Here is a 19,830-nt window from a genome sequence, read left to right as displayed (position 1 = left end):
AGGGCCAGAAGGTCGAGTTCGACGTCACGCAGGGCCAGAAGGGCCCGCAGGCCGAGAACATTCGTCCGCTGTAGTTTCTGCCACGGCACCCGCCTGGTAGCGAGGGGCCCGCACCGCGTATTTGATGCCCGGTGCGGGCCCCTCGGCATTGCGCCACACGCGCATCCCCGGCCGTTCAGGCCCCTGGCTCCGCCACCGGCGGCCATCCCCACGCGAGACGCCCAGCGCCGCGTCCGGATCGGCGCCCTGCCGTGACAGCTCACGGTTCGAGGTTCTTCGCTCCCGCCCCTTCGCGGTGAGCGCCGACCGTAGGTGACGTGCCGCACGGTTCTACCGTCCACGCTCCGCCCGTCACTCTTTCGGCCCGTTCCCTTGCGGTCTCCGCCGGCGCCTCCGCGCCACGGAGCCTTCCTCGTGACGTGCCGCCCTGAGGAAGGTCTCCCAGATGAACCGCTCCAGTCGCTCCTCGTACCAGAACGCCAACTCCCGCTCCTCCACGGGCTCCCGCTCCGGCGGCAGCTCCTTCTACGGCGACCGGCCCGCCGGCGGCCGGTACTCCTCCGGCGGCCGGGGCTCCCGTCAGGGCTCGTCCCCGCAGGGCGAGTTCGCGATGCCGGTCAGCACCACCCCGGCGCTGCCGGCCGTCGAAGCGTTCGACGAGCTGGACATGCCGAAGGCCCTGCTGTCGGTACTCACCCGCCAGGGCGTCACCGCGCCGTTCCCGATCCAGGCCGCGACGCTCCCGAACTCGCTGGCCGGCCGCGACGTCCTCGGACGAGGCCGCACCGGCTCCGGCAAGACCATCGCCTTCGGCCTCGCCGTCCTGGCCCGCACCGCCGGGCGCAAAGCCGAGCCGCGCCGCCCGCTGGCCCTGGTCCTGGTCCCCACCCGCGAACTCGCCCAGCAGGTCACCGATGCCCTCACCCCCTACGCCCACGCGGTGCGCCTGCGGATGGCGACCGTGGTCGGCGGGATGTCGATCGGCCGCCAGGCCCAGACACTGAACCGCGGCGCCGAGGTCGTGGTAGCCACCCCCGGGCGGCTCAAGGACCTGATCCAGCGCGGTGACTGCCAGCTCGACGGGGTCGGCATCACCGTGCTCGACGAGGCCGACCAGATGGCCGACATGGGCTTCCTGCCGCAGGTCACCGAGCTCCTTGAGCAGGTCGCCGAGGGCTGCCAGACGATGCTCTTCTCCGCCACCCTGGACCGCAACGTCGACCGCCTGGTACGCCGCTTCCTCAAGGACCCGGTCACCCACTCGGTGGACCCGTCCGCCGGAGCGGTCAGCACCATGGAGCACCACGTGCTGCACGTCCAGAGCTTCGACAAGAACGCCACGATCGCCCACATCGCCTCGCGTGACGGCGGGGTGATCATGTTCATCGACACCAAGCACGGCGCCGACCGCCTGGTCGACGAGCTGCTCGCCAACGGCGTGAAGGCCGCCGCCCTGCACGGCGGCAAGTCCCAGCCCCAGCGGACCCGCACCCTGGAGCAGTTCCGCACCGGCCAGGTCACCGCCCTGATCGCGACCAACGTCGCCGCCCGCGGCATCCACGTCGACGGCCTGGACCTGGTCGTCAACCTGGACCCGCCGAACGACCACAAGGACTACCTCCACCGGGGCGGGCGCACCGCCCGGGCCGGCGAGTCCGGCACCGTCGTGACGCTGGTGCTTCCCAACCAGCGCCGCGAGATGGCCCGGATGATGACCACGGCCGCCATCACCCCCGTCACCACCCGGGTCACCGCCGGCGACGAGGAACTGTCCCGCATCACCGGCGCCCGCGTGCCCACCGGCATCCCCACCGTGATCGCCGACCCCGTCGCCGACCGCCCCCGCCGCAGCGCGTCCACCAGCCGTGGCCGCCGCGGCCGCCCCGCAGGCGGCTCCGGCGACACCCGGTCCGCCGCGGGCCGCGACAACCGGGGCACCTCCGGCCGCCGCCGCGCGCCCGGGCGCGTGGCCCTCGCCGCGTAGCACCCGCCGGGCCCGGTGCTCACAGCGCACCGGGCCCCCGCGGTTCGCCGCCTCGGCGACACCGGCTTCCCGCGACGCCCCGCACGCGCGAGCCACCGACGGCGCCCCGCCCCGGCGGACCCGCCGGGCGAAAGTCGGCGAGGACGGCCGCTGCGCCGGTCAGGACCGGCCTCGGGCGCGATGTACGGCAGAGGCCGCCTGCTCCCGGCGGCCGGAGGCGTCAGCCTGGGACGCCCACGAGTGCGCGACGAACTCCCACCGGGGCTCCGCGGCCTCCGGGCCGCCCGTGGCACCCGGCCACCGGCGACCTTCTCCCCGCGGGGCGCTGCTCCGCGGCGGTGCGACCTCACGCGAACCCGGGCACGCCCTCCTGGGTGAAGGCCGCCGCACGGTCCGGGCCCACGAACAGGACCTGGTCCACGCCGGTACGGCGCAGCAGAGCCGCGACGGGTGCGGTCGGACGCAGCAGGTGAAGCTCCGACCCCGCTTCGCGGGCACGCAGGTGGGCGCGGATGAGGGCATTGAGGCCGCCGGAGTCGCAGAACGCGACCCGGGACATGTCGACCACCAGCTTCCCGGGAACGGCCGGCGTGTCCAGGACGCTCTCCACGGCGGCGCTCAGCAGTGGACCGGTGGTCTGGTCGAGGTCGCCCGCCGCGTCGAGCACCACGTCGCCCGCGCCCGGCCTCAGGGAGACCTCGAAGGCAGGAGGTCGACTCTCCTCGGAGACGGTCACCGTTCACTCCTTGCGGCCCCGATCTCGGCGGCCCGGGGTGCGCCCGCGGAGCGGGAAACTGACCTGCCGGCCCGCGTGCGGGGGCACACCACACCGTAGCGGCCGGGGGGCCGGCGGACCACCCGCGTGGGCGAACCTCCTACTGGCGGGTCCCGGGCAGAGCCGGCCGGGAGACAGGCGCGGTCCGGTCGGCGGAAGTCGGCCGGCCATCGCCGCCGGGCAGGCGTCCTGACCCTGGCGCGACGGTGGTGGATGAGCGTGTCGGGGCGTGGGCTCGGGAGTGACGACGAGGCCGTCGTACCCGGTGGTCACGGACAGCTCGCGCGGATGTGGCGGGGTCTGCGGCCGGCCCGCGCAGGAGAGGACGCTCCGCGATCCAGGATCGGCGGCCGGCGGCGTTGCCCTCAGACGGGCGGCCGGGCGGCCTGCGGTGAGCGCTTGTCGCCCACCGCGGGCCGGTCTCGTCGGCCGGGCGGGGCACCCGGTCAGGTATCGGCGTCGGGGGCCTGGCCCTGCTGGGAGCGGCGGAGCTCGTCGTTGATGCGCAGGGCTTCTTCGAGCTGGTCTTCGAGAATGACGATGCGGCAGGCTGCGTCGATGGCGGTGCCCTGGTCGACGAGGTCACGCGCGCGCATCGCGATGCGCAGCTGGTAGCGGGAGTAGCGTCGGTGGCCGCCTTCGGAGCGCAGGGGGGTGATGAGGCCCTGGTCGCCGAGGGAGCGTAGGAAGCCGGGTGTGGTGCCGGTCATCTCGGCGGCGCGGCCCATGGTGTAGGCGGGGTAGTCGTCGTCGTCGAGACGGTCGGGGGTGTCGGCGGTATGCGGTCGGATGGTTGCCGTGGTCACTGCACCTCATTCTTGTTGTGTCCGGGGACGCGCTGAGGGGCCCCGGGGCCGTTGCGGCTCCCGGGGCCCCGAAGGGTTTTACACCATCTTCCGGCCCTATGGCCGGGTTCCTTGAGTCCGCCTCGCCCCGGGTGAGGGGGCGTGCGGGGATCGCGTATGCGTGACCGGAAACCACCGTCCTTGCCTCGGGGTCCTCGGATTCCGCCCGGTTCATTGCCTCACGGGCCGGGCGATCCTGATGGCGCTACGTCCCTCCGTTCATCCTCTGCACTACCCGGGTTCTGTCCCTGCGAACTGCGGTTACCGCTGTACTGCCAACTACTGCTGCGGCGGTCCTGATGGTCCGCCCGGTCCGGCAGCCAGCCCCGTCGCCCGTCGTGCTCACCTGCTCGGCTTGGAACCCCACTGCCCGGACCTCCCAGCACGCGCGCCCGCAGTCCTGGCGCCTTTACTGGGATACCGCGTCCTGCGACTGCTGGTACTGCCCAACTCAACTTCACCTTCGGGTCATGCACTTGCTTGGCCATGCACGTGCTGAACTGCGGTAACGCTGGGTGGCGGCCCCTGATACCTGCGGGCCGCCCGGAGCGGCCACCGGTCCTGTTGCCTTACTGCACATCCCTGGCTTCAGGACCCTGCAACCGCGCCGACCTGCGAACGTGCGTACTGCTGCCCGCCAGTTCGTGTCTGGCGGGTACTGCTCGACCGCGTCTACGAGAGAAACAGTAACCACGGCGCCAGGCAATGTCTACTTCAGCGGGCATAGATTTTCCGGTTCGTACCGAGGAGGCAGTCTTCTCCCTGCGCGAGGGACGGGCTCGGCGGCCCGCGCCCGGAGCCCATACCGGCCGGGGCCGGTGGCGGCCCGCACCGGGCGCGACCGCTCTCTCCTGGCGTCACTCTGTCGGAGACATCAGCCGTTGTCATCGGATGGATGACATGCTACAACGGTGTCAGGTGAAGCGCATTGGCACTTGGTTGCCTGGACCACTGGAGGTGTTTCGCGATGTTGATGCGCACCGACCCCTTCCGCGAGCTGGACCGTCTGACCCAGCAGCTCGTCACCCAGAGCGGAACCTGGAGCAGGCCGGCCCCGATGCCGCTGGACGCCTACCGGGCCGACGACGAGTACGTGATCGCGTTCGACCTTCCCGGGGTGGACCCGGCGGCGATCGACATCGACGTGGAGCGGAACATGCTGACCGTCAAGGCGGAGCGGCGCCCGCGCCCGGAGGTCGAGGGCGCGCGCATGGAGCTCTCGGAGCGGCCGCTGGGCGTGTTCTCCCGCCAGGTGATGCTCTCCGACACCCTCGACCCGGAGGGCATCAGCGCCGACTACGACGCGGGCGTGCTGACCCTGCGCATCCCGGTCGCGGAGAAGGCCAAGCCCCGCAAGATCTCCGTCACCGCCCAGGGTCCGGCCCCCAGGCAGATCCGCGCCTGACCTCCTGAGCCTGCCGCCCTGCCGCCCTGCACCCCCGAGCCGCGCAGGGCGGCACCCCTCCGGCGCCCGCCCGGGCGTCAGCGGGGAAGGCTCGACCCGTGCCGAGGAAGCAACGCCGCCGCCGGCGCTGCGGGCACCCCCTCGTGGTGACGGCCCGCGGTGACGTCGAACCTCGCGAGCGGCGCGCCCCTTCGACGCAGGCTCCTCACCGTCGTGCAGGGCCGGCCCCGGGTCGTCGCCGACGTGTCCCGAGTGACGTTCAGGAACTGCTCGGGGCTCGCTGCCCACGTCGCCGCCCGCAACCGTGCCGACACCACCGGCCGCCACCCGGCCGCAGTACCCGGTCACCCGGATCCTGCGGCCCACCGGACTGGGCCGGCGCCTGACCGGCGGATCCCGACCTCACCGCCACCGGGCCCGCGAACGGCAGCAACCCGCGCCCAGGCCCAACCGCCCACCCACGCATCCGGAGAGGCAACCACGATGACTCTTCGACCCGAGGCGTTCCTGGCCCAGGTCCGAGAACGCGGCGAGTACCCCACACCCCGCGAGGCCGATCAGGCCGCCCGCGTGGTCCTGGCCCTGCTCGGTGCCCACGTCGCCGGCCGCGACCGGGCCGAGCTGGCGGCCCGGCTCCCGGAGACCTTCGCCCTGGTCCTCCTCAACCCCCTGCAGGCCGCCCAGCCCCTGGACGCGGAACGGTTCGTACGGGCCACCGCCGCCTGGATCCCCGGAGCGAGCGAGGCGACCGCCGCCTGGGACGTCAGCGCCGTCCTCAGCGTCGTCGCCGACGCCGCGGGCGACGACCTCACCCACCGCCTCCTGCTCCAACTCCCCCCGAGTTACGACCTCCTCTTCGGCCGCCCCGACCCCGCAGCAGGGCCACCGCGGCCACGACCGGGCACACCCGCCCCGACCGCGACCGCATCCTCGGCCGCCACCAGAACAGCCCGAGGGCCGAACGCGCCCTGACCACGGCCAGGGCGTCCTCGGCGCACGACTCGTCGGCGAGGAGCGGTGCGACCTCGCCGACGCCCTCCCCGTCGAGGCCTGCACCGCGACGACCGGCGAACTCCCCCTCCCCCGGACACTGGTGGCCCTCGTCGTCAGCGCTCCCGTTCGGCAACGCGCCACCGGCCACCGCGGCCTGACACCCCACACCATCACCGCGCCGCGCTGAAGCCGACCATCCAACACCGGCCATGGCCGTGCCCCGGGCTCGCTGGCCCGGGGCACGGCCATGGCCGGCCCTGGTGTCACTGGTCGGAGTAGCTGAGGTCTCCCACCGTCCAACTGCTGATGTCGGCGATGGCGATGCGGTACATGCCGCCGGTGTGCGGCAGCCCGTAGCTGCCCTGAAGGATGCGGGCGACGTGCAGGTGCAGATGCGTCGGCCGCACCGCCGGCACCGCCGTGCCTTCGCCGGCCGCGTCACCAGCGCCGGCCGCGGGCGCCGCGAAGAGTGCGGCGAACGGCTTGAGGTGCTCCGAGCCGGCGAGGACTTCCGCCACTCGCTCGTTCCACAGGCTCTGCGGCGCGAGCCGGCCGGTGATGACCGCCCCAGGCACGACGACGGTCAGGGGCATTTGGTTGCTGTGCTCGGACTCCACCATCGCGGCGATGTCGACGAGCAGCCCATCAGGGTTCGACATGCCACCAGAGGATAGTGCCCGCCGCAGCGCGGCCGCGCGGGCACCCCCGGCCCGCCGTCCGCCGGCACCTCCACCGGGCGCGCCGGGTGCAGGGAGATTCCACTGCCTGTGATCGAAGCATGGAAAAATGTGGTGCAGCCAGCGCAGATATCGGCGGCGGCCTGGCGCCTCCGCCGGACTACGGAGGGAGAAGCATGATCCTCAACTTGTCGGCCGTCGTGTTCTTCGGCGCGGTCCTCGCCGTGCTGATCCGTCAGCGCCGCGCGACCCCGGCCGCCGCGTGCGTCGCCGTCGCTTTCGGGTTCCTGCTCGCCTCCAGCTCGGCCGCGCCCGCCGTTCACGGCGCCCTGGCCGCCGCGCTCACCGCACTCGCGCCCGCCGGCTGAACAGGCCGCTCAACCCGGTACCCCGCAGCTCCGGGTCGCCGCGCGGCCGGTAGCCTCCCGCCCTGTCCGAGATGTCCCAGGCCCCGGAGAGGGCCTACGCCCCTGAGGGGCGCGAAGGAGGGTGGAAATGCAGCAGCCCGCACCGACCGTGGACGGTTCCGTCCTGAGCGGAATCGTGGAGGCGGTCCGCGACGGCGACGACCGGGTCCTGCGCCGACTGCTGGCGCGCCTGGCCGAGCAGGCGACCGCCGCCGACCTCTACGCCCTGCGAGACGCCCTCGACCCGAGCTCCGACGACCCCGCCCCCGGCCGGACGCGGCCGCAATAAGGTCCGACATCCAGACACGGAAACCTGTGCTGGTGAGAGTAGACATTGCACGGCAGTCTGTGTAGTGTTCCTGGCGTTGGGAGAGCAGGACAGCAGAACGGGCAGACACGAACTGCCCGGGCAGTACCGCAGTTCGCAGTACCAGCGGTGATGCAGGAGGCGTGCAGGTCGTCAGTACGCGGGACCCGGTCATGACAGATGGGGTTCGCGGCGGAAGGCGGGTGACCTGCCAGGCGTCACGGGCCCGGTTGTGCGTGGGGCCCGCGGCGGTGGCGGTCGCGCACGCGCAGGACGCAACATCCAGCAGTTCGCAGTACCGGCAGTACGCACGATGTACACCAGAGGAGAAGGGAAGGGTTCACCCCGTCGGATCGCCCGCCACGGCACGCAATCGGAGCCAGGCGGTCACCGCAGTAGCCATCGTCATGGAACGTCATGGAAGAGGTGGTCTTCGGTCACGCATACGCGATCCCCGCGCACTGCCCCTCCCCCGGGCAACGCGGACACCGCAAGCCGGCCCGACAGCCGGCAGCAGTAGTGCAGTAGATGGAGCAGTGAATCCACATATCCCTGGGCCCCGGCGCACACAGCGCCGGGGCCCTCGACCCGTTTACGGGAAGGCAGGTGCTGGCGGAACGCGCCACCCTCGCCAACGGCCGGAGCGCGGCGAACCTTCCCGGGTCCCGGGCGCTTCCGGGGGTTGCAGGGTCAGCGGTGGGGTTCGGAGCGGGCCAGGCGGGCGGTGGCCGTCTTGAAGACCGGTTGCTTCGACGAGGGGTCGAGGCGGGTGGCGATGAGCTCGTTCGCGGCACGGTCCCGGCGCGGCGGACTGTCGGCGTGGTCGGGGCCGTGGTCCCAGTAGCCGTAGTGGAACGGCAGGAAGAGCAGCCCCTCGCGGATCCCGGTGATCCGGACCCGGGCGGTGACGGAGCCACGGGCGGTGGTCAGGACCGCCCGGTCCCCGTCGGTGAGGCCGTGTCGGCAGGCGTCGGCCCGGGAGCATTCGACCCATACCTCGGGCGCGGCGCGCTGGAGTTCGGGAACGCGGCCGGTCTTGGTGCGGGTGTGGAAGTGGTAGATGGTGCGGCCGGTGGTCAGCCACAGCGGGTAGGCGTCGTCGGGCGGTTCCGGGGGCGGCTCGTAGTCGGCAGCCCGGAGGAGTGCTTTGCCGTGCGGGTTCAGGGCCCGGTACTGGGCCTCGGTCGCGGGCTCGCCGGTGTCGAGGTCGCGGCCGTAGGTCTCACAGGTCTCCGGATGGGCCCAGAAGCGGCCCTCCGCGTAGAGCCTCGGCGTGCCGAAGGGGAGAGCGGGTGTCGCGGGCCACTGGGTGCCGCCGTGTTCGCGCAGCAGTTGGTAGCTGAGCCCGGTGTAGTCGCAGGGGCGCCCCTTGCTGCACTGCTGCCATGCGGCGAACGCCGACGGGGCGTCCTGCCAGGTGATCAGTGGACGGCCGGTGCGGGTGCGCAGATCCATTCGGTGGGCGAAGCCGAGGAAGATGTCGAGGTCGGACCTGGCCAGGCCCGGTGGGTCGACGGCCTTCTCCGAGAGGTGAACGGTGCGGTCAGCGTTGGTGAAGGTGCCGGTCTTCTCGCCCCAGGTCGCGGCCGGCAGGACCACGTCGGCGAACTCGCCGGTCTCGGTGGGGAAGATGTCCTGCACGACGACGAACAGGTCGGGCCGGGCGAGGATCCGGCGGATCCTGGTGAGGTCGGGCAGGGACACCGCGGGGTTGGTGGCGCTGATCCACAGGAACTTCAGGGCGCCGGTCTCGGCGAGGCGGAACATCTCCAGCGCATGGGTGGGCGGGCCGCCGTGATCCAGCACCGCTGGGTCGATGCTCCACAGCTCGGCGAGTTCGGCGACGTGGCGCGGATTCGCCCAGTTGCGGAAACCCGGCAGGTCGCCGTTGGCACCGCACTCGCGGGTGTTCTGGGCGGTGGGCTGGCCGTTCATCTGAAGGACGCCGGCGCCGGGGCGTCCGAGTTGTCCGCGCAGCAGGTGCAGGTTGTTGACCTGGACGGCGCTTGCCGTGGCCTGGTGCGATTGGTAGACGCCCTGGAGCACGGTGGAGACGAGCCGGTCGGTGCCCGCGATCAGCTCGGCGGCGCGGCGGATCTCGCCCGCGGGCAGTCCGCAGATGCCGGCCGCCCATTCGGGGGTGCAGCGAGCCACCCGGGCGGCGAGTTCCGGGTAGCCGACCGTGTGCTCCCGCACGTAGGCGTGGTCGACGCGGCCGGTGGCGATGACCTCGTTCAGCAGGGCGTTGAGGAGGGCGAGGTTGGTGCCGGGGCGCGGCGCCAGGTGGATCGTGGCTTCCCGGGCGGTCGGTGTGGGGCGGGGGTCGAGAACGAGCAGTGCCGGCGGGTCCGCTCCGTGGAGCCGGTCGAGGACGCGCATCCACAGCACGGGCTGGCACTCGGCGACGTTGTGGCCCCACAGGGCGATCACCTCGGCGTGGTCGATGTCCTGGTAGGAGCCGGGTTGGCCGTCGCAGCCGAAGGACTCCTTGAGGGCCTCGCCCGCCGTGGCGGTGCACAGGCGGGTGTTGCCGTCCAGGTGGTTGGTGCCGATCCCGGCGCGGGCGAGGACGGTCAGCGTGTAGTACTCCTCCAGGAACAGCTGGCCCGAGGTGTAGAAGCCGACCGCGTCCGGCCCGTGGTCCTTCAGCACGGACCGGCAGCGCCCGGCGACGGTGTCCAGGGCGGTGTCCCAGTCCGTAGCGACGAGTCGGCCGCCGCGGCGGACCTGCGGCGCGGTGAGCCGGTCGGGCGAGGCGTTGGCCTGCCACCCGAACAGGTCCTTGATGTCGAGGCGGCCGTGGTTGACCCGGTCCCCGGCCCGGCCGCGGACACCGACGATCCTCCCGTCACGGACCGCGATGTCCATGGCGTCGCCGTTGGAGTGCAGAAGCGACGCGGAAGGCACCCAGCGCTGCACGTCGGCCTCGCTGAGCCCCGGGGCCAGGTGGAGGTCGACCCGGGCGGGCCACGGCGTGCCGGGTGCGTACGGGGTGCGGGGCCCCCAGAGATCGGCGGTCCGGTCCACGGTCGTGCTCCTTCCATCACCGGCCCCGGCGGTCGGGAGGCAACTTCTGCGCGGTGGCACCGGGGCCCTCAGGGGGCGCGGGCGGCGGTCGGTCAGTGGCCGAGAGCGCTGGCGAGCTCCTTCTTGGTCATCTTCGAGCGGCCGTGGAGGTTGCGCTGCTTGGCCTCGTCGTACAGCTGTTCCTTCGTCGGCCCCTGGGAGCCGGAGTGCGAACGTTGGCCGCCGTGCCGGGAGGAGGAGGTGTCGTGGGTGGAGGAGCGACTGGCCGTCTTCGACTCGCCGTGCCGGGCCCGTTCCTTGTTCACGGTCCGGGCCGCGATCTCCTCGGCCCGCTTCTTGCCCTCCCCGCGGTCCAGGGCACTGTCCTTGATGTGCTCGTACTGGCGTTCACGCTTCTTGCTCGATCCGGCAGGCATGACTCCTCCTTCTGACGGTGCTCCGCAGCGGCGTCTACCCCGAACGTAAGGGCCGACTCGCGGGCCCGCCCGTGCCCGTCCCGGCGGTGCGCCGTGCCGCGCTGCCCCCGCGTGCCGGGGCCCGTCTCCGGCCTCGGGGGCCGGGCCCGGGGACCTGGCCGCGGTCGGCCTCCGTTCGGGTGAGGTGGCGTCGCCGTCGCCCACCGCACGCGCCCGCCGGGGAACGACTGCCGGTGGCCGGGACCAGCCCGGCCCGGACGGAACGAACGAGAGGCAGGCGTTTCATGGGACACGGCGGAAACGTGATCGACGAACTGATGGCCGACCACCGGGAGGTGGAGGAGATGTTCGCCCGGATCCAGGCGATGACGGGCGGCGGCCAGCAGCTGCGGGACGTGGTCGACGAGGTCACCATCGAGCTGGTGCGGCACTCCGTCGCCGAGGAGCAGTACCTCTACCCGGCGGTGCGCGAGCACGTCCAGGGCGGCGACCGGCTCGCGGACAAGGAGATCGCCGACCACGGCCGGGTCGAGGAACTCCTCAAGAAGCTGGAGAACACGAAGACGGACGACCCGCAGATGAGCCCCCTGCTCCGGCGGCTCATGAACGAGGTCGCGGCACACGTCCAGGACGAGGAGCACAACCTCTTCCCCATGCTGCGCCAAGCGTGTACGCCGGAGCAGCTGAACGACCTCGGTGACAAGATCCGCCGGGCCAAGTCCATGGCGCCGACGCGCCCCCACCCCGCCGCACCCGACAGCCCCGCGGCCAGCAAGCTGCTCGCTCCCGGTGTCGGCCTGGTCGACCGGGCCCGCGACTTCGTCACCGGCCGCGGCAAGTCCTGATCCACCCCCGCGACCGGCCGACGGTCCTGGCGTCGGGGCGGGGCCGTCGCACGGCCCGCCCTGCCCCGACGCCAGGATCGGGCCGGCGTGATGCCCGTCATGCCGCCCCCGCAAGGAAGCGGCCTACACTGGGCGGCCACGAGCGGGGCAGCGCGGCTCCGCACCGGACGGCTCGCACCACCGGCACCGGACCAGGCGAGCACCTCCCCGAGGGACCGATCCCCGTGCCCGACCTGTCACCCGTCATAGCCTCCTGCACCCGCTGGCTCCTGAACGCCTACCCTCCCCCGGCCGGCGCCTTCAGCCGCGCACTCGCCGAGAGCCAGGCCCGGCAGGCGACCGCCCTGGCAGCCGCCCTGTGCTACCCCACCCCGATGGACGTCCAGCTCCTGGACCTGCTCGGCCCCGGCGGCGCCGACCGGCTCGACCGGCTCGCCGGCCACGACCCCCGTCCGGACGACGCCGCGTGGCGGACCTGGGTGGACGAGACCGTGGTCAGCTGGGCCGCCTGCTTCCTCGCCGACCCCGCCCTCGCCGCGCATGCCCACCAGACCCTCGCCACGACCGAGCACCACACCGGGGCGGGAGCCCTGCGACGCCTCACCGAGCCCGGCATCCGCGACACCGAGGCCGCCGTCCTGCTGCGCCACCCCGACCTCCTGGAGCCCGTCGCCGCCCTGCACCGGACCCGGCTCGGGGAGCGGCTGGACGTCGAGGGCGCCCCGACGGCGTGATGCCGCCGGCCGGCCGAGCGTCCGACATCGGGGCCACCTGGAGCTGGTAGACCGCTGGAAACCGCTGGAGGCCACTGGCGCTGACCGCCGCCGGGGCGCGCCGGTGGGACACGGGCGCGGACCTACGGCGGTCGCGGGCCGCGGGCGCCTCCCGGCCGGGTCGGGCCTGCTGGCTGGCCGGGTCAGGCGTGCTGGTCGCTCGCCGGCGTGGCCCGGGGGCCGCCTGCATCGGGGGCGAGCAGTGACCAGTCAGGTCGGGCGAGCTGGTGGCGCAGGGTGTCGAGCCGGGCCAGGTGGGAGTCGAGGGCGGTGGTGACGGCGACCGTGGTGGCGGCCACTCGTGCTTCGAGGTCGTGAATCCGGTCCAGGAGCTCCTGCCAGCGCTCCTCGGCGACGGGATCAGGCGCGGCGTTGGTCGCTGTCATCGCGGAGCTGGGTGGTGTGGTGGGTGAGGGCGTCGAGGCGGGTGGCGAGGTCGTCCTGGCCGGCGCCGAGGTGGGGGCGGACGGCGGCGAGGGGCTCGATGAGGTCGGCGGGGTCGGTGGCGCCGAGGGCGGCGGTCAGGGCGGCCTGGGCGGGGCGAGCGTCGGGGGCGAGCGCGGTCGTGGTGATCTGGGCGGCGAGGACCCGCAGCTCGGCGGCGTTGTCACGGGCCCAGGCGGTGACGGTGCGGTCGGCGGCTCGGCGGTCACGGACGGCCTTGACGCGTTCCGCGCCGGTACCGGCCCGCGTCGTGCGGCCTGCGGCGGGCTTGAGGCGCAGGTAGCGGTTCTCGGCCGCCTGGCGGCTGGCGACGCCCATGGGGTGGGCGAGGTCGGCCCAGGTGGCACCGGCCTCCCGGGCGGTCCGCACCAGTCCGGCCTCCCAGCCGGCGAGCTCGGTACGCAGCTCCCGCAGCAGGACGAGTGCGGCCAGAGCGGGCTCGGGGCCGTCCTGCGCGTCAAGGGCGCCCGGGGGCTGTGTACCGGGGTCGCGGGCGGTGCGGACGGCGTCGTCGATGGCGGCCAGCGCCGCCGCGGCCGCCAGGAACGAGGCGGGTTCGACCGGCCGGGGGCCGTCGGGGGCGGGTCTGCGGGGCTTGTCGTTCATGCAGTCACTCTATAGGCGACGCGGCGACTTGTCATCGGATGGATGACGCGCTACAACGGTCTCAGACGAAGCGCACTGGCACCCGTTCGATCTGTGGAGGTGTTTCGCGATGCTGCTGCGCACTGACCCGTTCCGCGAGCTGGACCGGCTGACCCAGCAGTTCCTGGGCAACACGGGAACCTGGTCGCGGCCGGCATCGATGCCGTTGGACGCCTACCGGGCCGGGGACGAGTACGTGATCTGCTTCGACCTGCCCGGGGTGGCCCCGGAAGCCATCGACATCGACGTCGAACGGAACATGGTGACCGTCAAGGCCGAGCGTCGCCCCCGCCGCGAGAGCGAGGGCGTGAAGTGGGAGCTGTCCGAGCGCCCGCTCGGGGTGTTCTCCCGCCAGGTCATGCTGTCCGACACCCTCGACCCCGCCGGGATCACCGCCGACTACGACGCCGGCGTGCTGACCCTGAAGATCCCGGTCACCGAGAGGGCCAAGCCCCGCAAGGTCGCGATCAGCCACAGCGGAAGCCGCACGCAGATCCAGGCCTGACCCGCCCCGATGCCGTTCCGCGCCGCCCCCGATCTCTCCCCCCTCGATCGAGGGGGCGGCCGGAACACCCCCGACCGCAGGCCGGCCCGCCCGGACCGGCCTGGCCGCAGCGACGCGGAAACGCCATGAACAGCCGGAGCAGCGAACCCTTCATCGTGCGGGCGGACGGCGAGGTCGACCTCGCCACCGCCCCGGCCCTGCGCCATGCCCTGGCCACCGCGCTCGAGTCGCACCGGGAGGTGGTCCTCGACCTGTCGGAGGTGACGTTCATGGACTGCGCGGGCCTGGGCGCCCTCGTCCAGGCTTGCAACCAGGCCGACCGCAACGGCAGGCGCCTGATCGTGCGCGGAGCCGGGCGTTGCGTCATCCGCCTGCTGCGGCTCACCGGTCTGCACCGGCGCCTGGCCGTGCCGCCCTGACCGGACACCGGCTTTTGGGGGTGGAGGGAGAATCGCGGTGACTCTTCCCTGGGAGGCGTTCCTGGCGGAATCCGGGAACGCGGTGATTACGACATCCCCAGGAGGCCGAACGGGCCGCCCGGATCGTCCTGACCCTCCTCGGCGCCCACCCGGCCGGTCAGGTGGTATGGCTGCCGCGGGTGAGCATGGCGGCGAGGAGGCGGGCGGCGGCCTCGGCGTCGGCGAGTTCGTCGCCGGTGGGGAGGACGGCGCCGAAGCTGCGGTTGCCGGGGGCGTCCAGGGCGCGCCAGTGAAGGACCGGTGCGAGGTGGCTGCTGGCGTCGGCGAGGAACCAGGCGAGGTGGCCATGGGTGCGGGCGATGGTCAGTGCCAGGGCCGCGAGAGCTTCGCGCAGTGCGGCGAGCCGCTCGATCCTCGACAGCGCCTGGTGGGTGTCGGCGGGGCCGATGGCGGCATCGAGGGCTGCGGCGGTCTTGCGGGCCAGAGCGGAGTCGGTCGCGGTGAGTTCCCAGGTCCCGTCGGTGAGCTGGAGTTCCGCCTCGTGGATGACGCGCTCGACCGCCATGACCATGCTCATGACGGGAAGTGTATCGGCAGGGCCCAGCGCGCCGGTCGGCGGTGTCAGCGGGGACGGGTTGAGCGTGCGGGCAGGTGGGCCGGCCTGGTCCGACCGGTCCTTCGAGCGGCCGGGCCGCCTCCCCGACGATCTCCCTCCGGGGGACGTCGGTTCTGTCCGTGTGCACCGGCGCCTCCCCCGGACCAGGTCACGCCCGTCAGATCGACGATCGGCCCGGGAGGGCGGTCCGCGAGCGCCTTGGCGAGGGCGTCGTCGAGCATGCCCCGACCGTCCTGTGCCCGGCGGAGCCGCGGCGTGACCGAGCCGCCCAGGTTTCAGAACGCCTCACGCAAGGCCGGCAGCAGGGTGCCCTCGGCCCAGTCGAGGAACGCGGGCTGGCTGTCGCCGCCGACCTGTATGAGGGCCACCTCGTCGAACCCGGCGTCGACGAACGGCCGCACCGCCTCGACGAAGTCGTCGACCCGGTCACCGCACGGAATGGATTCGGCGACGTCCTCGGGGCGGACGAAGCGGCTCGCGGCGGCGAACCCCGCCGTCCCGGGCAGCTCGGCGTTGACCTTCCAACCGCCGCCGAACCAGCGGAACTGCTCGTGGGCCCGCCGGACAGCGGTGTCCCGGTCGGTGTCCCAGCACACCGGAAGCTGACCCACGGCCGGCTTTCCGGCGCCGCCGTGCTCGGCGAACCCAGTGATCAGCGCCTGGTCCGGCTCCACGGCGATCACCAGATCGGCCAGCCGGCCGGCAAGCTCGCAGGAGTCCGGCCCTGATACCGCCACCCCGATCGGCGGCGGCCGGTCGGGCAGATCCCACAGCCTGGCACCCTCGACGTCGAAGTACCGGCCCCGCCGGGTGACGTACCCGCCGTCGAACAGTGCCCGGATGATCTGTACCGCCTCGTCGAGCATCGCCTGGCGCACCGGTACCGCCGGCCAGCCCCGGCCGATCACGTGCTCGTTGAGGTTCTCGCCGCTGCCCAGCCCGAGCCGGAAGCGGCCCTCGGACAGCAACTGCAGCGTGGCGGCCTTCTGCGCCACCACCACGGGGTGGTAGCGGAACGTCGGGCACGTCACGTAGGTCATGAGCGGGATCCGGGAGGTGGCCTGCGCGGCGGCACCGAGCACCGCCCACGCGTACGGGGCGTGACCCTGCTCGTCCAGCCAGGGGAAGGAGTGGTCCGAGATCACCGAGAAGTCGAACCCGCCCTGCTCGGCGCGCACCACGTCCGCGACCAGGTCACGCGGGCCGCGCTGCTCGGTCATCATCGTGTATCCGATTCTCACCATGACCCCGCGCCTGCCCGATCACCGCGGCCCTCACACCGAGCGGCCCCGTCCCATCCGGGGCCCCCGGATGCCGGCAGCGGCAGCGGCCACCTGCCAGCGCCCGCCCGACGCGGGCCGTGGCTGCGCCACAGGGCGGCGGTCGTCCAGGCCTCGGCGGCACCCCGACCGGAGGACGCTGGACACCGACGGGGGCCTGAGGCGTGTCCGAGGGCCCGTCCTTCAACCGGTCGTCGGCCGGGCGGGCCGCGCGACAACGACGAAGCCGACGGAGATCCACCCTGTGTCTCCGCCGGCCTCGTCACGCGGTCAGGCCACTTCCATGTCGGGCTTCGTCCTCCTCGACGCCAAGGAGGGCGCACCTGGACGGCGTCTCGTCCCGGTCAGGGTGGGACGGCAGGCGGCGGGCGTGCGCTGATGCCCGGGCTCCTCACGTCGACGAGCGTGAGGAGCCCGGCCGTCTTGGGGGGCGGTGCCGATCCCGGATTCAGGGTCCACACAGTGGGACGTGCTCACTCGTGAGGAGTCGACGCCGACTGTTCGGTCTGCCGGAAGCCACTCCCGGCTTCGCGGGTGGCGGCCCAGGAGGCGAGCAGACGCAGGCCCTCGTCGGAGGCGGAGCCGGGTTCGGCGGAGTAGACGGTGAGGGTGAGGCCGGGTTCGGCGGCCAGCTCCAGGCCTTCGTACGCGAGGGTGAGGTCGCCGACAGCGTGATGGTGGAAGCGTTTGGTGCCGGTGCCGTGATGACGGACGTCGTGGGCGCCCCAGCGGGTCCGGAACTCGTCGCTACGGGTGGAGAGCTCACCGACCAGGTCGTGGAGGTCCTTGTCGTGGGGGTCGCGGCCGGCCTCGGTGCGCAGGATGGCGACGGCGATGTCGGCGGCCTGGTCCCAGTCGGGGTAGAAGCGGCGGGAGGCGGGGTCGAGGAAGTTGAACCGGGCCAGGTTGTTCCGGTTGCCGGGTGTGTCGTAGACCTCGGCGTAGAACGCGCGGGCCAGCTGGTTGGCGGCGAGCAGATCCATACGGCCGTTGCGGACGAACGCCGGCCCGGCGGTGACGGCGTCGAGCATCCACTGCAGGCTGGGGCGCGGCGTCCACGGGCGGCCGCCGGTGCGGCGGCGGGGGCGGGCGAGGACGTAGGAGCCGTCGGCGGCCTGGGCGAGGCGCAGCAGGTGGGCGCGTTCGGCGTCGTCGAGCTGCAGGGCGCGGGCGACGGCCTCCAGGACGGCGGGCGAGGCACCGGCGAGGCTGCCGCGTTCCAGTTTGGCGTAGTACTCGACGCTCAGGTCGGCGAGGGCGGCGACCTCGCTGCGCCGCAGGCCGGGCACCCGGCGGCGGGAGCCCGCGGGCATGCCCGCCCGTTCGGGGGTGATCTTCGCGCGCCGCGAGGTGAGGAACTCGCGGACCTCCTGGCTGTTGTCCACGCCTTCGACGGTACGGCGATCCGGGCGGCGCAGGGGTGTACTGCCGGTACGCCCCTCGACGGTGGCTCGCTGCGCTCGCCGGCACCGGGTTTCCTGGATCACGTGGCGCTCTCCGCCTCGGAGCCGACAGGACCGAGCGGACCGAGCGGAGTGTGCGCCCGACCCGTACTCGGCGGCGGCCGGCTCGCCCGGCCGCCGCGCCCCGGAACGCGAAGGAAGATCCCCATGCGCGGCGCAGTGATCCACGCCCCCGGTGACGTCCGCTTCGAGACGCTGGACGACCCGAAGATCCTCCACCCCACCGACGCGGTCATCCGCACGGCCGTCACCTGCGTGTGCGGCTCCGACCTGTGGCCCTACCGGGGCGCGGAGCCGATCGGCGATCCGCACCCGATGGGCCACGAGTACGTCGGCTTCGTGGAGGAGGTCGGCTCCGAGGTGACCGGTCTGCGGCCGGGCCAGTTCGTGGTCGGCTCGTTCGCGACCTCCGACAACACCTGCCCGAACTGCCGCAACGGCTTCCAGTCGAACTGCCTGCACCGGGAGTTCATGTCCACCTGCCAGGCCGAATACGTGCGCATCCCGAACGCCGCCGGGACCCTGGTCGCCCTGGACGAGGTCCCCGGCGAGGAGTTCTGGCCGGGCCTGCTGGCGAACTCGGACGTGATGGGCACCGGCTGGTGGGCCGCCGACGCCGCCCGCGTCCGACCCGGCTCGACCGCGGTGGTGGTCGGTGACGGCGCGGTCGGCCTGTGCGCGGTGATCGCCGCGAAGGAGCTCGGTGCGGAGCGGATCATCGCCATGTCCCGCCACGCCTCCCGGCAGAACCTCGCCCGGGCCTTCGGCGCCACCGACATCGTCACCGAACGCGGCGAGGACGGCATCGCCCGGATCAAGGAACTGACCGGCGGCATCGGCGCCGACAGCGTCCTGGAGTGCGTCGGCACCGCCCAGTCCATGCAGCAGGCGCTGCACTCCGCCCGCCCCGGCGGCAGTGTCGGCTTCGTCGGCGTCCCGCACGAGGTCGCCCTCGACGGGCAGGAACTGTTCTTCTCCCACGTCGGCCTGCGCGGCGGCCCCGCCCCGGTGCGCCGCTACCTGCCCGACCTGATCGAACGCGTCCTCACCGGCCGGATCGCCCCCGGCAAGGTCTTCGACCTCACCCTGCCCCTCGACCAGGTCGCCGAGGGCTACAGGGCGATGGACGAGCGCCGCGCGATCAAAACCCTCCTCACCCCCTGACAGCCCCCGCCCCCGTACAAGGAGCACACGTGCAGATCACCCGAAGCTCGATCGACACCGCCAAGGGCCCAGCGGACTGGTTCACCGGCGACGTCTACATCGATGCCGTCGCCGCCGCGCCCACGCCCTCCCGGGTCACCGCCAACCTGGTGCACTTCATGCCCGGCGCCCGCACCCACTGGCACCGCCACCCGCTGGGCCAGACCGTCTTCGTCACGGAGGGCATCGGCCTGTGCCAGCGCCGCGGCGGACCCGTCGAGGTCATCCGGCCCGGCGACCGCGTCCTGTTCGAAGCCGACGAGGAGCACTGGCACGGCGCGGCGTCGAACCGGCTCATGGTCCACCTCGCGATCAACGAGGGCGACGACGACCACGACGTCGTGCAGTGGCTGAGCCCCGTCACCGACGAGGAGTACACCGCGACTCCGGCCACCCACTGACACGGGCGTCATCGCGGTCACCGGTTACGGCGGCGACGTCGTCGACTTCACCGTCTCGGGACTGACCGCCGCGTTCCACCCTCGCGTCCCGATCGCCCCCGACCGCACGCCCCGCGCACCGCGGCCCCGGGAGCGGCCGTCCGGCAAACCACCGCTCCCTGTCCGCTTCCCCCGACCGACTCGTCGCCGGGTCGCGATCACCCGGGGAGACGACACGGTAGTGATCGGCCAGTACGATCATGGTCGCCATACGGAGCTTCGACAGCAGCGACTCCCCCAGAGCGGCCGGCACCGCGGACGGCCCGGACGGCGGACCGGCGGATACGGAAACCGGGTTCCGGCGCGGCGATGAGTTTTCCGGCCCCGGCAGGTCTATATCTCGACCGGGATCACCGACTCA

At 73.0% G+C, this 19,830-nt stretch carries 21 protein-coding genes and 1 pseudogene; 12 read left to right on the top strand and 10 right to left on the bottom strand.

Annotated elements, in window-relative coordinates; genetic code table 11:
- Both ABZ497_RS29700 and ABZ497_RS29695 read left to right on the top strand, forming a co-directional pair.
- The coding region (locus tag ABZ497_RS29700; protein WP_229847715.1) for a cold shock domain-containing protein at positions 1–74 on the top strand (74 nt) is incomplete at its 5' end.
- 371 nt (positions 75–445) lie between these two features.
- Complete coding sequence (locus tag ABZ497_RS29695) at positions 446–1,984, top strand: DEAD/DEAH box helicase (protein WP_359809625.1); 1,539 nt, start codon at positions 446–448, stop codon at positions 1,982–1,984.
- A 346-nt stretch (positions 1,985–2,330) separates the two neighbouring features.
- On the opposite strand, the gene ABZ497_RS29690 is transcribed toward ABZ497_RS29695, so the two are convergent.
- Together ABZ497_RS29690 and ABZ497_RS29685 are read right to left on the bottom strand one after the other, a co-directional pair.
- The gene (locus tag ABZ497_RS29690; protein ID WP_359809623.1) at positions 2,331–2,720 is read right to left on the bottom strand and encodes an STAS domain-containing protein; all 390 of its coding nucleotides are present in this window, start codon (positions 2,718–2,720) and stop codon (positions 2,331–2,333) included.
- 485 nt (positions 2,721–3,205) lie between these two features.
- Positions 3,206–3,487 carry a MerR family transcriptional regulator gene (locus ABZ497_RS29685; protein WP_329492399.1) on the bottom strand — a complete coding sequence of 94 codons (282 nt, stop codon included), beginning with the start codon at positions 3,485–3,487 and terminating at the stop codon, positions 3,206–3,208.
- 1,084 nt (positions 3,488–4,571) lie between these two features.
- Here ABZ497_RS29685 and ABZ497_RS29680 point away from each other — a divergent pair.
- Positions 4,572–5,009, top strand: a complete 438-nt coding sequence (locus ABZ497_RS29680; RefSeq protein ID WP_329491750.1) for an Hsp20/alpha crystallin family protein — start codon at positions 4,572–4,574, stop codon at positions 5,007–5,009.
- A 483-nt stretch (positions 5,010–5,492) separates the two neighbouring features.
- Positions 5,493–5,876 (top strand): annotated as a pseudogene (locus tag ABZ497_RS29675) (DUF2267 domain-containing protein); the annotation flags it as partial.
- 389 nt (positions 5,877–6,265) lie between these two features.
- Here ABZ497_RS29675 and ABZ497_RS29670 read toward each other — a convergent pair.
- On the bottom strand, positions 6,266–6,661 hold the full coding sequence (locus ABZ497_RS29670; RefSeq protein ID WP_329491749.1) for a hypothetical protein: 396 nt from the start codon (positions 6,659–6,661) through the stop codon (positions 6,266–6,268).
- 194 nt (positions 6,662–6,855) lie between these two features.
- On the opposite strand from ABZ497_RS29670, the gene ABZ497_RS29665 reads away from it, so the two are divergent.
- A complete protein-coding gene (locus tag ABZ497_RS29665; protein WP_329491748.1) occupies positions 6,856–7,047 on the top strand; it encodes a hypothetical protein in 192 nt (63 codons plus the stop codon).
- Positions 7,048–7,174: 127 nt separating this feature from the next.
- The gene (locus ABZ497_RS29660; protein ID WP_359809621.1) at positions 7,175–7,375 is read left to right on the top strand and encodes a hypothetical protein; all 201 of its coding nucleotides are present in this window, start codon (positions 7,175–7,177) and stop codon (positions 7,373–7,375) included.
- A 708-nt stretch (positions 7,376–8,083) separates the two neighbouring features.
- Here ABZ497_RS29660 and ABZ497_RS29655 read toward each other — a convergent pair.
- Positions 8,084–10,420 carry a molybdopterin-dependent oxidoreductase gene (locus ABZ497_RS29655; RefSeq protein ID WP_359809619.1) on the bottom strand — a complete coding sequence of 779 codons (2,337 nt, stop codon included), beginning with the start codon at positions 10,418–10,420 and terminating at the stop codon, positions 8,084–8,086.
- A gap of 92 nt (positions 10,421–10,512) precedes the next feature.
- Positions 10,513–10,836, bottom strand: a complete 324-nt coding sequence (locus tag ABZ497_RS29650; protein ID WP_359809617.1) for a plasmid stabilization protein — start codon at positions 10,834–10,836, stop codon at positions 10,513–10,515.
- Positions 10,837–11,120: 284 nt separating this feature from the next.
- Here ABZ497_RS29650 and ABZ497_RS29645 point away from each other — a divergent pair, with 284 nt between their 5' ends.
- Entirely contained in the window at positions 11,121–11,681 is a 561-nt protein-coding gene (locus ABZ497_RS29645; protein WP_359809615.1) for a hemerythrin domain-containing protein, read from the top strand.
- Between the two features lie 224 nt (positions 11,682–11,905).
- Complete coding sequence (locus tag ABZ497_RS29640; protein WP_359809613.1) at positions 11,906–12,415, top strand: hypothetical protein; 510 nt, start codon at positions 11,906–11,908, stop codon at positions 12,413–12,415.
- 182 nt (positions 12,416–12,597) lie between these two features.
- Here ABZ497_RS29640 and ABZ497_RS29635 read toward each other — a convergent pair whose 3' ends face one another.
- Both ABZ497_RS29635 and ABZ497_RS29630 read right to left on the bottom strand, forming a co-directional pair.
- A complete protein-coding gene (locus ABZ497_RS29635; protein WP_359809611.1) occupies positions 12,598–12,840 on the bottom strand; it encodes a hypothetical protein in 243 nt (80 codons plus the stop codon).
- Positions 12,815–13,504, bottom strand: a complete 690-nt coding sequence (locus ABZ497_RS29630) for a hypothetical protein (RefSeq protein WP_359809609.1) — start codon at positions 13,502–13,504, stop codon at positions 12,815–12,817. The genes ABZ497_RS29635 and ABZ497_RS29630 overlap by 26 nt, the downstream gene beginning before the upstream one ends.
- 109 nt (positions 13,505–13,613) lie before the next feature.
- Between ABZ497_RS29630 and ABZ497_RS29625 the strand changes: the two genes are divergently transcribed.
- Together ABZ497_RS29625 and ABZ497_RS29620 are read left to right on the top strand one after the other, a co-directional pair.
- Positions 13,614–14,048, top strand: coding sequence for an Hsp20/alpha crystallin family protein (locus ABZ497_RS29625; RefSeq protein WP_359809608.1), 435 nt, complete (start codon positions 13,614–13,616; stop codon positions 14,046–14,048).
- Between the two features lie 125 nt (positions 14,049–14,173).
- Positions 14,174–14,467: an STAS domain-containing protein gene (locus ABZ497_RS29620; protein WP_359809606.1), complete on the top strand. Its 294-nt coding sequence runs from the start codon at positions 14,174–14,176 to the stop codon at positions 14,465–14,467.
- A 157-nt stretch (positions 14,468–14,624) separates the two neighbouring features.
- On the opposite strand, the gene ABZ497_RS29615 is transcribed toward ABZ497_RS29620, so the two are convergent.
- The 3 genes from ABZ497_RS29615 to ABZ497_RS29605 all read right to left on the bottom strand — a co-directional run bounded on the left by ABZ497_RS29615 (position 14,625) and on the right by ABZ497_RS29605 (position 17,748).
- Positions 14,625–15,044 carry a hypothetical protein gene (locus ABZ497_RS29615; protein ID WP_359809604.1) on the bottom strand — a complete coding sequence of 140 codons (420 nt, stop codon included), beginning with the start codon at positions 15,042–15,044 and terminating at the stop codon, positions 14,625–14,627.
- Positions 15,045–15,358: 314 nt separating this feature from the next.
- A complete protein-coding gene (locus ABZ497_RS29610; RefSeq protein WP_359809602.1) occupies positions 15,359–16,327 on the bottom strand; it encodes an LLM class F420-dependent oxidoreductase in 969 nt (322 codons plus the stop codon).
- A gap of 509 nt (positions 16,328–16,836) precedes the next feature.
- The gene (locus ABZ497_RS29605; protein WP_359809600.1) at positions 16,837–17,748 is read right to left on the bottom strand and encodes a helix-turn-helix transcriptional regulator; all 912 of its coding nucleotides are present in this window, start codon (positions 17,746–17,748) and stop codon (positions 16,837–16,839) included.
- Positions 17,749–17,973: 225 nt separating this feature from the next.
- On the opposite strand from ABZ497_RS29605, the gene ABZ497_RS29600 reads away from it, so the two are divergent.
- On the top strand, positions 17,974–18,990 hold the full coding sequence (locus ABZ497_RS29600; protein WP_359809598.1) for a zinc-dependent alcohol dehydrogenase family protein: 1,017 nt from the start codon (positions 17,974–17,976) through the stop codon (positions 18,988–18,990).
- Positions 18,991–19,019: 29 nt separating this feature from the next.
- Positions 19,020–19,430 (top strand): cupin domain-containing protein, encoded by a 411-nt coding sequence (locus ABZ497_RS29595; RefSeq protein WP_359809597.1) that lies wholly within the window; start codon positions 19,020–19,022, stop codon positions 19,428–19,430.
- Positions 19,431–19,830 lie beyond the last annotated feature (400 nt).

This window comes from Kitasatospora sp. NPDC005751 (assembly GCF_040630835.1).
In the GTDB taxonomy this organism is placed as follows: domain Bacteria; phylum Actinomycetota; class Actinomycetes; order Streptomycetales; family Streptomycetaceae; genus Kitasatospora.
This window is presented reverse-complemented; position numbering and strand designations above follow the sequence as displayed.

Excerpts from the sequence above, each read along its gene's own strand:
- ABZ497_RS29695 (WP_359809625.1), top strand. The coding sequence starts at position 446 with ATGAACCGCTCCAGTCGCTCCTCGTACCAGAACGCCAACTCCCGCTCC.
- ABZ497_RS29685 (WP_329492399.1), bottom strand. The coding sequence starts at position 3,487 with ATGGGCCGCGCCGCCGAGATGACCGGCACCACACCCGGCTTCCTACGC.
- ABZ497_RS29680 (WP_329491750.1), top strand. The coding sequence starts at position 4,572 with ATGTTGATGCGCACCGACCCCTTCCGCGAGCTGGACCGTCTGACCCAG.
- ABZ497_RS29670 (WP_329491749.1), bottom strand. The coding sequence starts at position 6,661 with ATGTCGAACCCTGATGGGCTGCTCGTCGACATCGCCGCGATGGTGGAG.
- ABZ497_RS29665 (WP_329491748.1), top strand. The coding sequence starts at position 6,856 with ATGATCCTCAACTTGTCGGCCGTCGTGTTCTTCGGCGCGGTCCTCGCC.
- ABZ497_RS29660 (WP_359809621.1), top strand. The coding sequence starts at position 7,175 with ATGCAGCAGCCCGCACCGACCGTGGACGGTTCCGTCCTGAGCGGAATC.
- ABZ497_RS29650 (WP_359809617.1), bottom strand. The coding sequence starts at position 10,836 with ATGCCTGCCGGATCGAGCAAGAAGCGTGAACGCCAGTACGAGCACATC.
- ABZ497_RS29645 (WP_359809615.1), top strand. The coding sequence starts at position 11,121 with ATGGGACACGGCGGAAACGTGATCGACGAACTGATGGCCGACCACCGG.
- ABZ497_RS29635 (WP_359809611.1), bottom strand. The coding sequence starts at position 12,840 with ATGACAGCGACCAACGCCGCGCCTGATCCCGTCGCCGAGGAGCGCTGG.
- ABZ497_RS29630 (WP_359809609.1), bottom strand. The coding sequence starts at position 13,504 with ATGAACGACAAGCCCCGCAGACCCGCCCCCGACGGCCCCCGGCCGGTC.
- ABZ497_RS29625 (WP_359809608.1), top strand. The coding sequence starts at position 13,614 with ATGCTGCTGCGCACTGACCCGTTCCGCGAGCTGGACCGGCTGACCCAG.
- ABZ497_RS29620 (WP_359809606.1), top strand. The coding sequence starts at position 14,174 with ATGAACAGCCGGAGCAGCGAACCCTTCATCGTGCGGGCGGACGGCGAG.
- ABZ497_RS29615 (WP_359809604.1), bottom strand. The coding sequence starts at position 15,044 with ATGAGCATGGTCATGGCGGTCGAGCGCGTCATCCACGAGGCGGAACTC.
- ABZ497_RS29610 (WP_359809602.1), bottom strand. The coding sequence starts at position 16,327 with ATGGTGAGAATCGGATACACGATGATGACCGAGCAGCGCGGCCCGCGT.
- ABZ497_RS29600 (WP_359809598.1), top strand. The coding sequence starts at position 17,974 with ATGCGCGGCGCAGTGATCCACGCCCCCGGTGACGTCCGCTTCGAGACG.